This is a genomic window from Bradyrhizobium sp. AZCC 1719, assembly GCF_036924525.1.
Lineage (GTDB): Bacteria > Pseudomonadota > Alphaproteobacteria > Rhizobiales > Xanthobacteraceae > Bradyrhizobium.
In genome coordinates, this window is record NZ_JAZHRU010000001.1 from 7,104,938 (window position 1) to 7,119,244 (window position 14,307).

15 protein-coding genes are annotated in these 14,307 nt (G+C 62.5%); 11 read left to right on the forward strand and 4 right to left on the reverse strand.

Annotation, left to right across the window (positions count from 1 at the left end):
* The first annotated feature begins 90 nt into the window (after window positions 1–90).
* From V1292_RS33465 to V1292_RS33490, 6 genes are all read left to right on the forward strand, one after another.
* Complete coding sequence (locus tag V1292_RS33465; protein ID WP_334376832.1) at window positions 91–1,182, forward strand: LLM class flavin-dependent oxidoreductase; 1,092 nt, start codon at window positions 91–93, stop codon at window positions 1,180–1,182.
* A gap of 43 nt (window positions 1,183–1,225) precedes the next feature.
* Window positions 1,226–1,750 carry a flavin reductase family protein gene (locus V1292_RS33470; RefSeq protein WP_334376833.1) on the forward strand — a complete coding sequence of 175 codons (525 nt, stop codon included), beginning with the start codon at window positions 1,226–1,228 and terminating at the stop codon, window positions 1,748–1,750.
* Window positions 1,751–1,831: 81 nt separating this feature from the next.
* Window positions 1,832–2,128, forward strand: a complete 297-nt coding sequence (locus tag V1292_RS33475; protein ID WP_334376834.1) for a hypothetical protein — start codon at window positions 1,832–1,834, stop codon at window positions 2,126–2,128.
* 370 nt (window positions 2,129–2,498) lie between these two features.
* Complete coding sequence (locus V1292_RS33480) at window positions 2,499–4,007, forward strand: ATP-binding protein (RefSeq protein ID WP_334376835.1); 1,509 nt, start codon at window positions 2,499–2,501, stop codon at window positions 4,005–4,007.
* 227 nt (window positions 4,008–4,234) lie between these two features.
* Window positions 4,235–4,717 carry a transcription elongation factor GreA gene (gene greA / locus V1292_RS33485; RefSeq protein ID WP_334376836.1) on the forward strand — a complete coding sequence of 161 codons (483 nt, stop codon included), beginning with the start codon at window positions 4,235–4,237 and terminating at the stop codon, window positions 4,715–4,717.
* 110 nt (window positions 4,718–4,827) lie between these two features.
* Window positions 4,828–5,103, forward strand: coding sequence for a hypothetical protein (locus V1292_RS33490; RefSeq protein WP_334376837.1), 276 nt, complete (start codon window positions 4,828–4,830; stop codon window positions 5,101–5,103).
* A gap of 208 nt (window positions 5,104–5,311) precedes the next feature.
* Here the strand turns inward: V1292_RS33490 and V1292_RS33495 are convergent, their stop codons facing one another.
* The 4 genes from V1292_RS33495 to V1292_RS33510 form a co-directional block, all read right to left on the reverse strand.
* On the reverse strand, window positions 5,312–5,509 hold the full coding sequence (locus tag V1292_RS33495; RefSeq protein ID WP_334376838.1) for a hypothetical protein: 198 nt from the start codon (window positions 5,507–5,509) through the stop codon (window positions 5,312–5,314).
* Window positions 5,510–5,674: 165 nt separating this feature from the next.
* Complete coding sequence (locus tag V1292_RS33500) at window positions 5,675–6,508, reverse strand: N-acyl homoserine lactonase family protein (protein ID WP_334376839.1); 834 nt, start codon at window positions 6,506–6,508, stop codon at window positions 5,675–5,677.
* A gap of 2 nt (window positions 6,509–6,510) precedes the next feature.
* The gene (locus tag V1292_RS33505; RefSeq protein WP_171582870.1) at window positions 6,511–6,894 is read right to left on the reverse strand and encodes a carboxymuconolactone decarboxylase family protein; all 384 of its coding nucleotides are present in this window, start codon (window positions 6,892–6,894) and stop codon (window positions 6,511–6,513) included.
* A gap of 41 nt (window positions 6,895–6,935) precedes the next feature.
* Complete coding sequence (locus V1292_RS33510) at window positions 6,936–8,279, reverse strand: MmgE/PrpD family protein (protein ID WP_334376840.1); 1,344 nt, start codon at window positions 8,277–8,279, stop codon at window positions 6,936–6,938.
* A gap of 182 nt (window positions 8,280–8,461) precedes the next feature.
* On the opposite strand from V1292_RS33510, the gene V1292_RS33515 reads away from it, so the two are divergent.
* The 5 genes from V1292_RS33515 to V1292_RS33535 all read left to right on the forward strand — a co-directional run bounded on the left by V1292_RS33515 (window position 8,462) and on the right by V1292_RS33535 (window position 14,305).
* Window positions 8,462–9,355: an NAD(P)-dependent oxidoreductase gene (locus V1292_RS33515; protein WP_334376841.1), complete on the forward strand. Its 894-nt coding sequence runs from the start codon at window positions 8,462–8,464 to the stop codon at window positions 9,353–9,355.
* A 32-nt stretch (window positions 9,356–9,387) separates the two neighbouring features.
* Window positions 9,388–10,785, forward strand: coding sequence for an MmgE/PrpD family protein (locus V1292_RS33520; protein WP_334376842.1), 1,398 nt, complete (start codon window positions 9,388–9,390; stop codon window positions 10,783–10,785).
* Between the two features lie 112 nt (window positions 10,786–10,897).
* Window positions 10,898–11,836, forward strand: coding sequence for a branched-chain amino acid ABC transporter permease (locus tag V1292_RS33525; RefSeq protein ID WP_442894696.1), 939 nt, complete (start codon window positions 10,898–10,900; stop codon window positions 11,834–11,836).
* 2 nt (window positions 11,837–11,838) lie between these two features.
* The gene (locus V1292_RS33530) at window positions 11,839–13,611 is read left to right on the forward strand and encodes a branched-chain amino acid ABC transporter ATP-binding protein/permease (protein WP_334376844.1); all 1,773 of its coding nucleotides are present in this window, start codon (window positions 11,839–11,841) and stop codon (window positions 13,609–13,611) included.
* The gene (locus V1292_RS33535; protein WP_334376845.1) at window positions 13,598–14,305 is read left to right on the forward strand and encodes an ABC transporter ATP-binding protein; all 708 of its coding nucleotides are present in this window, start codon (window positions 13,598–13,600) and stop codon (window positions 14,303–14,305) included. The genes V1292_RS33530 and V1292_RS33535 overlap by 14 nt, the downstream gene beginning before the upstream one ends.
* Window positions 14,306–14,307: the final 2 nt, after the last annotated feature.

A 14,307-nucleotide genomic window follows, 5' to 3' on the forward strand; every position in this document is an offset into this window, starting at 1 on the left:
TATGCCAATTGTTCGAAAAACCTCAAGCCCGTAGCTTTGCCTGAAGCGGCCGTACAAGGCCGAAACGTTAAATGGCGAGGAGCGCATCCAATGGAATTTGGCGTATTCATTCTGGCTCAGCAGCGCGGCTATCACCAATCCTCGCAGCAGGTCATCAACAATGCCGTCGAACAGACCGTCGCCGCCGAAGCGGCGGGCTTCGATACGGCATGGTACGCCGAGCACCATTTCAACAATTACAGCCTGTGTCCCTCGCCCCTGATGATGGTTGCGCATTGCGCCGGCCTGACGAAGCGGATCCGGCTCGGCACCGCCGTCTGCGTGCTGCCGCTTTACAATCCGGCGCGGCTGTTGGGCGAGATCGGCTTTGCGGACACGGTCTCGAACGGCCGGCTCGATCTCGGCATCGGCTCGGGCTACCAGCAGTTCGAGTTTGACCGCTTCGGTGTCGACCTGAACGATTCGCATTCGCTGTTCGCCGAGTTCTATGACGTGCTTCAAGCCGGCATGCGGGAGCGGATATTCTCCTATTCCGGCAAGCATCTTCAGATGCCGCCGACTGCCATCGCCGTGCGCACGGTACAGACGCCGATGCCGCCGATCTGGGTGACGTCAGGGCATCCGGAAACGCTCGGCCGCGCCATTCGCGACGATCACAACCTGTTTGTCACCGCGCTCCTCAACGGTCTCGATGCCATCAAAGCGCTACGCGAACGGCTCGAAGGCATTGCCGCCAAGGAAGGGCGCTCGATCGACGACACGCATTTCGGCTTCCTGCGTTGTGCTTACGCCAGCGACAATGAGAGCGAAATCCTCTCCTACCTCGACAATGCCCGCTTTCAGCGCCGGCTGTCGGAAAGCCTGAAATTCCGGCGTGCCCAAAGCGACGACGGTTACCTGATCAAGGAGGAAGCCGGGCCGAACGACATGAGCCTGGAGACGATGCGCAGCAATCTGCCGGTCGGCAGCGTCAACCAGGTGATCGACCGGATGCTGGAAGAGATCAGCATCCTGAAGCCTTCCCATATCGCGCTTCAGACCCAACTCGGCGATTTCGATCAGCGCACGATGCTGCGGCAGATCGAGTTATGGGGCAGCCGCATCATTCCGGCGATCAGGCGAGAACTGGGATCAAGCCGGGCCGGCGAACGCAAGGTCTCCGGCGAAGCCGTTTCGGCATAAGGCAGCCGCGCGGCGTGGAATGGTTATTCCGGAGGCACGGACCATGGGCTGTGAATTGAACCCCCAAACGACCGATTTCCGCTCGGTCGAGGCGACGGAATTTCGCAACGCGATGCGAAGCCTGGCGAGCGGCGTCGCCATTGTGGCCACAGGCAAGGGAACAGAGCGACGCGGACTGACGGTCAGCTCGGTTACGTCGCTTTGCATCGATCCGCCCTGCCTGCTGGTCGGCATCAATACCAGCTCGGAGACTCATGACGCAATTCTCCACAGCGGCCACTTTGGCGTCAGCCTCCTCGGCATGGCCCAGCACGACCTTGCTTTGCGTTTCGCCGGTCGTGGCGGTGTGAAGGGTGTCGATCGGTTCGAGACCGCGGCTTGGAATCAGGGAATCCTGGACGTGCCGGTTTTACGAACATCGATCTGCGCACTGGAGTGTGTGCTGCACCAGCACCAGGTGGTCGGCACGCACGGTATCTTCATCGGGAGGATCGTTGCGACGCGGGACGGTGATGGCGCCCCGCTCGTCAATTTTCACGGCGAGCTTCGGTCGCTATCTGCGTGCTGACGGCATCGCGATAATTGCGTCGGCGTTTGCGCGCCGATCGAGCGCTACCCGCAACTCCGGCCTCGGCAAGGAAATTGAGAGATGATCGTGGAATGCACGCCCGAAGGCGGCGTACGCCTCGCAGAGCCGTTCGATTTTCGCAATTTCAAGCTGGTGCTGAAAGGCACGACCGGTGTCCGACCTGCTTCGATCGAGAGCATCACTTTCGTCGATGACCGCAATGCGCTCGTCCCCATCGACCTTGTCCCTGCACTGCCCGGTCGACCGGATGACGCGGCCTGGGAGGCGGCCTATGCCGACATGATCGAGCAAGCCCGCAGGCACGGCTGGATCGATGCAAACGCAAACGCGATCCGTGCCCACGTCGAAAGAAAATAGCGCGAACCGTTCCCAGCCGCGGAGCCCGCGCCGCATGGCTCTCTTCGGGGCGAAGCGGCCGAACCCCGCCCCGTCGAATCGGGCAGCTTTGTGCCAATATCGGCCGTTCGACGAATGGCCATGCGCTCGTCGTCGATACAGGTCGCAGACCGAACGATGTCGATCTCGCCGCGCTCACGCGCGCGCCGTAAGGCCTTCGTCCACAACCTCGGCAGCCGCCTCCGGTGCGTGAAGTGTGCTAAGTCGGCGTCCATCTGGGCTGATGGCGTTCGACCAGCCGTGGAGAACACCGAGTGGTCGGCCATGGGCGCTCGACGGGCTGCGATCGGGTTGTTAAGCCCGCCCGCCTAGGAAGATTTTGAGTCGAGACATGACCGTTGCGATCGAGATGGGACATACGACGGCAGGCGCCCCGGCTAACCTGGACCTTGAGGAACTGCTGGCGACCCGCCTGCTGGTGCAGGGCAATTCGGGTTCCGGCAAATCCCATCTGTTGCGCCGGCTGCTGGAACAGAGTGCCCCCTGGGTGCAGCAGACCATCATCGACCCCGAAGGCGACTTCGTGGCGCTTTCCGACCGATTCGGCCACCTCCTGATCGATGCCGAGGACCATACCGAGCGGGGCCTGCAGGTCGCCGGCGAGCGAGCGCGCATCCATCGCGTCTCCACGGTGCTCAATCTTGAGGGGCTCGACGCCGAGAACCAGATGCGGCGCGCCGCCGCCTTCCTCGGCGGGCTTTTCGAGGTCGCCCGCGACCATTGGTACCCGATGTTGGTGGTGGTGGATGAGGCGCAGCTCTTCGCGCCGGCAGTCGCCGGCGAGGTTTCGGACGAGGCGCGCAAGCTCTCGCTCGGCGCCATGACGAACCTGATGTGCCGTGGCCGCAAACGCGGGCTTGCAGGGGTCATCGCCACCCAGCGACTGGCAAAGCTCGCCAAGAACGTCGCGGCCGAGGCTTCCAACTTCCTCATGGGCCGAACCTTTCTGGATATCGACATGGCGCGCGCAGCCGACCTTCTGGGCATGGAACGGCGACAGGCAGAGGCCTTCCGGGATCTGGAGCGCGGGCAATTCATGGCGCTGGGACCGGCCCTCTCCCGTCGTCCGCTGGGGCTGCGCATTGGTCCAACGGACACCACGCCGCGCAACGCGACCCCGCGCCTGATGCCTCTGCCGGAAGCGACACTGGACGCACGCGCCATCATCCTGGCAGCGCCGCCGCCCGAGAATAATCGGCCCCAGCGCCGGTCGCCGCCAGACCTCCTCGGCCAGCTCATGGCGGCGAAAGCCGCAGCGCTGGAGATCCGTCCCGAAGCGACGGAGCAGCCGCTCGGCGCTGAGGAACTCGCGGAGCGGCGCGAGCGAGTGGACCGTATTCTGCGCGCCGTCATGGCGGAACCCGAGGCCGGATTCCGCGCCATCGGCGTCCTCTATCAGGAGTTCGTGGTCCGCTGCCGAATAGAGGGCCTCGGTTCGGCCGTGCCGGAGCTAGGTGACTTCCGTCGCATGCTGACGCGCGCCCGCGCCGGGCTCGGCTCCGATGTGGCAGAGGATGATGGGTGGCAGGATGTCTCGGTCCGCGCCTCACTTCTGCCGGAGGATATGCAGGGCGTCTTCATGATGATCGCCCGCGCCGCGAAGGAAGGTTGGCCCTGCCCAGGCGATGCAGCGATTGCACGCGCCTATGGCTCACATTCGTTGCGCCGTGCACGGCGTCTGCTGACCTACATCGAGGAGCAGGGTCTCATCGTTTGCCAACTCGACGGTGCCGGTCGGCGGATCGTAACGCTCGTCGAACTGGCTTGGGCGACGGCACCGGGCGACCCCAATGCCGAGGAACTGCCGGCGGAGCAAGGCTGCGGCGGCTCGACTCCATGATGCGACGGTCGAGCGCGCACTCAGATAATATCACGCATCAAGCCGTAGCTGTCTGCAGCAGAAGACTGCCACGGGGCTTGTGATACACAACTTGATAATGGCGCCCGTCTCGCTCCGCGGTATATGATTCGCAAAAGCCGTTGAGCGCTGCGCTATAGTTCCTTTGACGAGTCTGCGCTGTGGTCGCCGATCGCTTTTGCATGTCCCCCTCAAAAGGAGTTCTGAGCTTGAGCGTTGCCTTCACCAAGGAAGACAGTGCCGAAACTGCGTCGGAGACTTTGCTTCCCGACCGCCCGGTTTCGCCTCATCCGAACCTTGTCACGGAAGCGGGTTTAAAGGCTCTGGAATTTCAGCTCCAACAGGCTCGCGAGGCGTACGAGACCGCGCAGAAGATCGAAGACGTGAATGAACGCCGGCGGCAAGCAGCAACCCCTTTGCGTGATGCGCGCTACTTTGCGGCGAGAGTTCGAGCGGCTCAGGTCATCCCCAATCCGACGTCGACTGACACTGTCGCCTTTGGGAGCACGGTGACGTTCAGGCGAGACGATGGGCGCGTACAGAAATATCGTATTGTGGGAGAGGACGAAGCGGATCCCAAGGCCGGTTCTATTTCCTTCGTATCACCAGTGGCAAGGCTTCTGATGGGCAAAACTGTTGGGGATGTCGTCGGCACATCCGGTCAGGAACTTGAGATCATTGCGATCTCGTAGCATGCCCGCACCCCGCGCCGCACCATTGACAGCCCGCGCTCGGCTGCCTCGGTGGAACACTCCGCGCCCTTGCCCGTTCTCTTCGATTACAAAGAGGAAGGAACTGTCCCATGATGAAAATCGCTATTGCCGTGGCGGCTGCCGCAACGGTGCTGACGACTGCTCCGCTTGTCACTCCAGTTAAGGCCCAAGGCGTCGATGTCCAGGTCGGGCGGGACCGCGACTACGATAGGGACGATCGCCGACGGTACAACTCCGACACCACAGTAGGCGTCGGACCGGGCGGTGTCACCATCGGTCGAGGACAACGTTGTCGTACCGTGACCACCACAGTTGAAAGGGACGATGGCCGCATGATCAAGCGCAAGGAGCGCCGCTGCGACTAAAGCGGCGGAACTGACGTCCGGCCTCTGACCATAGCTCAACTCGGAGCGGGCACCGAACGATGACGCTTGCGTCGCCATCATCTTGTGCGCTGGCGTTCTCCGATCGGCGAAATCCGTTTGACAACCAAAGCATTGACATTGTTGCCCCACCCAGACTCGTAGGGCGCTGGAGAACAGCGCCCTCACTGCGGGGCGATGTCTTCTCCGATCAGGTCTTGGCCTTCTGATCCGAGACCGCCTCGCGAGCCAGTCGCTCTGCTTTCAAACGCTCCCGATTTGCATGGAGCGCCTGTTGGGCGCGTTGATACTCGGAAAGTGCCGCTTTGGCGTCCGTGTCTCTGAAGACCTTTCGAGCTTCCCGTTCGGCCGCGGTCGGCGTCCTCCGCTCGGATATGTGATTGCTCATTTGCTCCTCCGTCGGTCGCAACGGTCCTCGCGCAAGGTGGTACGCGCATCAGGACTGCCAACCTAGGTGGTAGGTTTTCCTCCGGCTTGAATTTTGGGGTGTGAGTGCCAGAGGCAGGGATTCGACGCCTGACGAACCCGTTGGTTCCATTCCGTCTTGGCGGCTTCAAGTCGCATGGCCGGTGCCCCGAACTACGGGCGCGGCGGCCGATGGCGGCGCATCAAGCCGCACGGCGACGCCCTCGAGCTGCGGGCTCGGGGACGGATAAAGCTTCATCACCAGCGGGTCGTGTCCTGGAACGATATGACTTTCGTCCGGCGCAAGTGCCAGCAGGCGGTCGAAGCCTTCCAGCATTTCGCCGATGTGGAGCGCGGTCGTAAACGGACGTTCAGCAGCCATGTTCTCGTAAAAATGGCTGACATCGGAGGCGAGTACGACAAATCCTCGGCGGGTCCTGACCCGAACGAATTGAAGCCCGGCGGAATGGCCGCCGGCCGCATGTACCGTGAGCCCAGGCGCGAGCTCGGCATCGCCATCATAGAACAAGACTCGTCGCGCATAGTTCAGCCGTACAATCCCGCAGATATCGTCGACCTCGAATGAATGCGATAACCTCGGATATCGCATGAAGCGCCCCGTGGCATACGTCAGTTCACGCTCCTGCAGATGGAACCGCGCGTTGGGGAAGCGGTCGAAATTGCCGACATGGTCGTAGTGCAAATGTGTCAGGATGACATCCTCGACCTCGGTCGCATTGATGCCGAACGCGCCGAGCGTCTCCACCGGGCAGCGCAGGAACGTCCTCTTTCGTTTGCTCGATACTTCCGCGTTGAACCCGGTATCGATGACGAAGGTACGACCTCCGCCCCTCGCCACCCACACGAAATAGTCCATTGGCATCGGCCCATCATGCGGATCGCCACCGATGAAATGCTCGCTCCGCCGCGCATCGCGAGTAGCATAACGGATGGCAAACAGTTCGTATTCCTGCTCGGCCATGGTCAGGATTTCGTTTCAACTTCGTTGAACGCTTCCCGCGCGTTTCGGAACGCATCGATGCCCGAAGGGATGCCGCAATACACGGCGACCTGAAGCAGAATCTCCTTGATCTCGTCCTTGGTGAGGCCGTTCTTCAGCGCTCCCTTGACATGCAGCTTCAGTTCGTGAGGCCGGTTCAGCGCTCCCAGCATCGCCAGATTGACGATGCTGCGGGTGCGGCGGTCGAGTCCCGGCCGCGTCCACAACGCCCCCCAGCAAAACTCGGTCGACCACTCCGCCATTGTCCGGGTGAATTCGTCGGCGCCTGCGATGGATTTGTTGACGTACTCTTCGCCAAGCACTTCCTTGCGGACCTTCAATCCCTTGTCGAACAACTCAGTCATCATCGGCTCCTTCCATTGTTTGAGTACGGTGTTTCAACCCGTGCTCAGCCATGCGCCCTCATCAGGCTCGAGACTTCGGCAAGCGTGTCGAGACGCCAAACGTCGTCGATGATGCGATCGACATCCCATCCGCTTCCACCCAGCCGCCCGCAATTGCGTAATTTCGCTTCGATATCGCCATCCGACAACGGGTCGGCAAGACTTCCCTTTGCAGCCATCACGACCTCGCTGAACGTCTCTCCGGACGTCAGTTGGATCGTGACTCGCGCGGCGCCATCCGGAAGCGAAGCGTCAAGCACCGCGCCCACCTTCTGACGCAAGGCCGCGATGTCGGGCCGAAACACGATCGCGTCCGAGAATTCGACGACACCGGCAGCACCCAGCAAGAGCGCGCAGGCGACGCAATGATGAATGCTGACGCGTGCGTCGCGTTCGTTGCGAACCGGACGGTCGCCGCGCGCCAGCAAGAGCGCAGAACCCTGCACCGTGACGGAGGCTATATCATCGACACGCCGGTTCAATTCTGCCCGCAACTTGAAGCAGGCATCGATCACGGCATGGAACACGATGCCCGCCGGATAGGGCTTGTAGGTATTCCTCGCGATCTCCCAAGTCTTGCCGAGACCGCCCGTCAGGCGCCCAAGATCTGGTTCGTCCCCCATGGCGCGAGCCCAGCCGAGCCGTCCTTCAATCGCCCGCGGCGAAGCCGAATAGCCCTCGGCCGCGAGCAACGCCGCGAACAGGCCATTGCGCGCCGCATTGCCGACACTGACATTCTTGGCCGCGGTTGGAAGATTTTCGACAATCCCCGCGGACTGACTGGCCGCAATTCCGATCGCATCTGCGATCTGGCCTGCCGAGAGCCCGAGCAGCCAGGCACAGGCTGCGGCGGCGCCAAACACCCCGCAGGTCGATGTGATATGCCAGCCACGCGCATAATGTCCCGGGGATACTGCGTTGCCGACGCGGCATTCGACTTCCACGCCAAGAATGAATGCGGTGAGAACGGCTTGCCCCGAAAACCCTCGCGGTTGCGCCAACGCCAGCACGGGCGCTGCGACCGGCGCCGCTGGATGAATGATCGTATCGAGATGGGTATCGTCGAAATCGAGCAGATTGGCCGAAATGGCGTTGACGAACGCCGCGCCCATCGCATCGAGCCGTTCCGGACGACCGATCACCGCGGATGTCGCGACACCGCTGAACGGCAATAGAGCCCGCACCGCGCTGGTAACGGCGGGATCATTCGCCGATCCCAGCGCTGTCGCGAAGAAATTCAGGATCGAGCGTTTCGCCTCGTGACTTTGCGTCGCGACATCCATCCACGCGATGCCGGCAATGAAATCGGCGAGCATTGTGCTGGCGCCTTGCGCTTCATCTTGCCGCACGGAGCAAATTCCTCGGACCTCGTTTTTCCGACCCTATTCCGGCGCACCGTGGCGTGTCGACAAGAATCTTATGCTTGACAGATTGACTGACAATCCGGACATTCGACCAAACGCGGCCGGGAGCCCTGCCGCAAAAAGAACAATGAACGCCCGCCTCGGGCGGTACGACAGGGAGCGAGACGATGGCGGGAGAGACGATCGGCTTCGTGGGAACGGGCCGCATGGGCGGGCCGATGGCCGGGCGACTGATGGATGCCGGCTACGCCCTGTGCGTCTACGATACGCAGAGCGAGGCCACCAAGCCGCTCGTCGCGCGCGGGGCGCGCCTTGCAAAATCGCCTGCCGAGGTTGCCTCGTCGGCAGATATCGTGCTGGCGAGCCTGCCGACCCCTGACATCGTCAAGGCCGTCGCACTAGGGCCTGACGGAATCATTGCGGGAAACCGCGCCCGCATCGTGATCGACCTGTCCACCAGCGGCCCCGGTGCGGCCAAACTGATCGCAGAAGGATTCAAACCCAGAAACCTGACGCTGGTGGATGCTCCGGTCAGCGGCGGCATCAAGGGCGCGGTGAACGGCACGCTCGCGGTCATGGTGTCGTGCCCCAAGGACACCTATGAGACGGTGCAGCCGATCCTAAAGCACTTCGGAAAGCTGTTTTATACCGGCGACAAACCGGGCACGGCGCAGACCGCAAAGCTCGCCAACAATCTGATGGCGGCGGCCGCCCTGGTGATCACGTCGGAAGCGGTCGCGATGGGCGTCAAGGGCGGTGTCGACGCCAAGGTGCTGATCGACATCATCAATGCCAGCAGCGGCCGCAACAGCGCGTCCGAAGACAAATTCCCGCGCGCCGTGCTTCCCGGCACGTTCGATTTCGGTTTTACCACCGGCCTTTCTTACAAAGACGTGCGGCTCTGCATCGATGAGGCCGAGGCCATGGGTGTGCCGATGGTGTGCGGATCCGTGGTTCGGCAGATGCTTGCCATCACCAACGCCAAATATGGCGCGTCGTCCGATTTCACATCGATCGCAAAGGTCCTTGAAGAGTGGGCCGGCGTGGAAATGCGCGGCTAGGATCCGGCAAAGCCGAGCGAGGAACGATTGCAATGACGATCGGGTCGAGCGGATCGAACGAGACGCCTCTGGCGCGGCAACTGGCCCGCGCTTCGCTCGCCGTCGATCTCAACCGATTCGATGAACGCGTCATCGCCAAGGCCAAGATTTGCCTTCTGGACTTTCTCTCCTGCGCATTCGAGGCGCGTCATCATCCGTGGAGCCGTCAGGCGATCGGCATCGCACGCCACAACGAGAACGGCGCAACCATCATCGGGACAAGCAAGCTTGCGACGCCAGGCGACGCGGCCTTCGCCAACGCGACGCTCGGCCATGGCTTGGTGCGCGAAGACATGCACGCCGCCAGCATCTGCCATCATGGCGTCGTGATCTGGCCGACGCTGCTCGCTCTGTCCGAGCGAACGCCGCTGTCTGGCGCCACCCTGCTCGCCGCTGCGATCGTCGGCTATGAGGCCGGCGCGCAGATCGGGCGAGCCCTCTTCAACGCCGATCTGGCGCGCCTTTATCGACCGACAGGTCTTGTCGCACCGCTGGGAGCAGCCCTCGCGGCAAGCCGTGCGCTTGGCCTTACCGAAGATGCTGCGACGAGCGCGGTTTCGATTGCCGCCAATACATCGTCCGGCCTGAACGAGTGGCCGCATGCCGGCGGCTCGGAGATGTATTTCCATCCGGGCTTTGCCGCCCGCAACGCCATCGCAGCGATTGAACTGGCGGAAGCCGGCGCCTACGCCTCGGAAACCATCCTCGAAGGCGAAGCTGGAATGTTTGCGGCCTACCGACGCCAGGGCGCGCCTGCCGGCATCCGGTTGTTTGCAGGCTCAGAGCCGGAAATCATGGCCGTCTACAACAAACCGGCGCCGGCCTGCAATTTTGCGCAAACCGCCGCGCAGGCCGCGTTGCGGGCGGCTCGTGAGCTTGAGAATCTGGAAGAGATCGAGGCGGTTTCGATCCTCGTCCCCGAAGCGGCGGCGCGCTATCCCGGCTGTGATTCCCAAGGGCCTTACCGGAATCCGCTGCAAGCCAAGATGAGCATTCCCTTCAGCGTCGCAGCCGTGCTTGCCCGCGGCGCCATTGAAGAGGACAGTTACGCAGAGATCAATGACCCCAAAATCCTGCGTCTGGTCGAGCGAACCGATCTGCAATGCGATTCCAGTTTCACGGCCGCCTTCCCGGCGCAGCAGGGCGCCGAAGTCTCGATCGGCCTGCGTAACGGAAAGGCGATCCGGCAACGCCTCGACAATGTCATAGCGGCCACGCCGCAGGAAATCCGCACCCGCTTTCGACAGGCCGCCACGGACGCCATCGGCGGTAATCGCGCGCGCGGTCTGGAGGAGCTTGTCGACGGCTGCGAACGGCTCCCGGACAGCGGCGTCATCGCCAAGCAGTGCCGGCTTGAACCGGCAGAGCGGCTGCTCCGGCCAGCTTCGTGATGACTGGACAAGAAAAAGGAAACGCAATGACCAAACCGGGACCGATGATGCCGGCAGCAAGCCCAGGACCCACATCCTCCCGTGTGATGCGAGGTGAGCGGTGACCGCAGCGCTGGAAGGCTTTCTGCAGGCCTTGACCGCCGGACTTCTGATCGGTGCGGTCTATGGCCTGATGTGTGTCGGGCTCGGCCTGATTTTCGGCGTCATGCGGGTCATCAACTTCGCCCAGGGCGATTTCATGATGCTCGGCATGTATGCGGCGTTCTATTTCTTCACCGCGCTCGGCGTGCAAGCCACTTTCGGCAACGCCTTTGGGCCGTTCGTGGCTATTCTCCTTGCCGGTCCAGTGCTCGCGGTGTTCGGTTACGCGATCCATCTCGTCCTGATCTCGCGCGTATCGGGCACGCGCACCACCTCCCTCGAGGGTGAAGGTCACTACGCCCAGCTCATTCTGACGCTTGGGATCGCGCTGATCCTGCAGAACGGCGGCCTGATCGTGTTCGGTTCGGTGCTGGCGTCGATCCGCACGCCGCTGTCGAGCTCGGCCTGGGAGCTCGGGCCCCTGTTCAATGACATCAGTGTGTTCGTCAACAAGGCGCGCGGCATCGACGCTGTGGTCTCGCTGGTAACGATGATACTGCTGACCCTGTTGATCACGCGATCGCGGCTCGGAAAGTCGCTGCGGGCCGCAGCCGACAATCCGACGGCGGCAACCTATATGGGGATCGACGTCGATCGCGCGCATCGCGTTGCCTTCGCGCTCGGCACCGGCATAACAGCGATTGCCGGCGGCCTGCTCGCCACCAATTATCCATTTCATCCCTTTGTCGGCGTCGAATACGTCATCGTCATGTATGCCGGCGTCGTGCTCGGCGGCATGGGCAGCATCATCGGCGCCTTCTGGGGCGGCATGACCATCGGCCTGGTGCAGCAGATGTCGACGCTGGTGCTGCCGACGCAACTGCAGAACGCCGCGATCTTCGTCGTCTTCCTCCTGATCATCTTCTTCCGTCCGCAAGGCTTCTTCGGACGCATGGTCGAGAGGACGTGACGATGCAAAACCTGCGATCGCTCCTCCCCATTCTGATCTTCACAGCGCTCTATGCCGTGCTGTCGCTGAGCGTCACCAATTCGTACTACCAACTGGTGATGACGCTGGTGCCGGTGTGGGCGGTGTTCGGCCTGTCGTGGAACCTGCTCAGCGGCTACACCGGCCTGATCTCGTTCGGCCATGCCGCGTTCTTTGGAATTGGCGCCTACACCACAGCGCTCGGTCAGATCTATTTCGACCTTTCGCCGTGGATGCTGATCCCGATTGCAGCCATGCTCGGCGGCATCGCCGGGTTCCTGATCGGATTTCCGACATTCCGGCTGTCGGGACACTACTTCGCGCTGGCGATGCTCGCCTATCCGCTCGCCATTCTCTACGTGTTCGAATGGCTCGGCTTCCAGGAAGTCACGTTGCCGATCAAGCGCGACAATCCGATCGCCTACATGCAATTTGCGGATCCCCGTCTCTACACGTTGCTGGCGCTCGCCATGATGCTAGGGACGATCCTGCTCACCCGGGTGATCGAAAAATCGCGGTTCGGCATGGCGCTGCTGGCGATCAAGCAGAACGAAGCCGCGGCCGAAGCAGCCGGCATCAACACGCTGGCCTGGAAGCTGCGCGCGATCACCCTGAGCGGAGCGATTGCCGGGGCAATCGGCGCCTTCTACGCCGTCGTGCTGCTGGTGGTGACCCCGCAATCAGTGTTCGGCATGCTGGTTTCCGCGCAGGCGCTGACGGTCGCCATGTTCGGTGGGGTAGGAACAGTCTGGGGACCGGTGATCGGCTCCGTGATCCTGATCCCGCTTGCCGAAACGCTCAACGCAGAAGCAGGTTCGCGCTTTCCCGGCATTCAAGGCGTGATCTTCGGACTTGCGATCATATCCGTCATCCTGGTTGCGCCTGAGGGACTGTTCTGGAAACTGCGCGATTTCTTGCGGAAGCGAGTGACCTCACCCGCTGTAGCGAGCCCGAGCGCGCCGGTTCAACCTGCTGCCGCCATCGCCAATCCGTCCCGTCCGGAACGATCCAGGGGCGCGGGCGAAGTGGTGCTCGAAGTCCGCAACCTGTCGCGCTCCTTTGGCGGGCTGAAAGCCGTCCAGAACGTCAGCTTCAAACTGCGGCGCAACGAGATCCTTGGAATCATCGGTCCGAACGGCGCCGGAAAGACCACGCTGTTCAACCTGCTGAACGGATTCCTGCGACCCGGCACCGGCGAGGTTCTCCTCGACGGGCGCGACATGTCAGGCCGCAAGCCGCACGAGCTCTGCGAGGCCGGTATCGGCCGGACCTTCCAGATCATGCGCCCGTTCTTGCGTATGTCGATCTCGGACAATGTCGTTGTGGGCGCCTATGTCCGCGCGAAAACAGACGCCGAAGCCAGGCAGTTGGCGACCGAGGCGATCGCGCGTGTCGGCCTGTCCGATATTGCCGACCGCATCGCCGGCGAACTCACGACCAAGGAGCTGCGGCTGATGGAATTGGCCCGCGCGCTCGCCGGGCAACCGCGAATCCTGTTGCTCGACGAAACACTGGCGGGCCTCGGGCATGACGAAGCCAACGAGGTCGTGGCGGTGATCCAGCGTCTCGCCCGCGACGGCATGACGATCGCGATCATCGAGCACACCATGCAGGCCATGGTCCGCCTGGTCGATAGTTTCCTCGTTCTCGACCATGGCGCCGTCATTGTGGAGGGCGAACCGGAAGCCGTCACGCGCGACAGCCGCGTCATCGAGGCCTATCTCGGCAAGAAATGGGTGGCCCATGCTCCACATTGAAGGGCTGACCGCCGGCTATTCGGCAATTCCGGTTCTGAACGGCGTCTCGATCAAGGTCGAACAGGGCCAGTTCGTCGCTATCGTCGGCCCGAACGGCGCCGGCAAGACCACGCTGTTCAAGGCGATCTCCGGAATCGTGCGGCCAAGCGCCGGTACGATCACCTTCGAGGGGACCGACCTGTTGTCGGTTCATCCCGCGCGTCGTCCCCATCTCGGCATCGCCCATGTTCCCGAAGGCCGCCAGGTTTTTCCCTCGCTCACCGTGATGGAAAATCTCGAGATGGGCGCGATGACCGAAGCAGGCCACCGCGACTGGAAGCGCAACATCGAGCGCATCTTCGACTGGCTGCCCGTGCTCGCCGAGCGCCGCGACCAGTTCGCGGGAACGTTGTCAGGCGGACAGCAGCAGATGCTGGCGATCGGCCGGGGATTGGCGTCTTCGCCAAAGCTTCTGATGCTGGATGAACCTTCGATGGGGCTCGCACCCACTGTAGCCGATTTCATCTTCGAACGGCTGATCGAGATTCGCCGGCAGTCGAAGCTGACAATCCTGCTGGTCGAACAGCGCGTGGCGGAAGCACTGGAATCCGCCGATCACGGCTACGTCCTCGAAGCCGGCCGCGTCGCGCTCCAGGGCAACAACGAAACCTTGCGCGCGGACGACCGCGTGCGCAAGGCCTATCTCGGCATGTGACA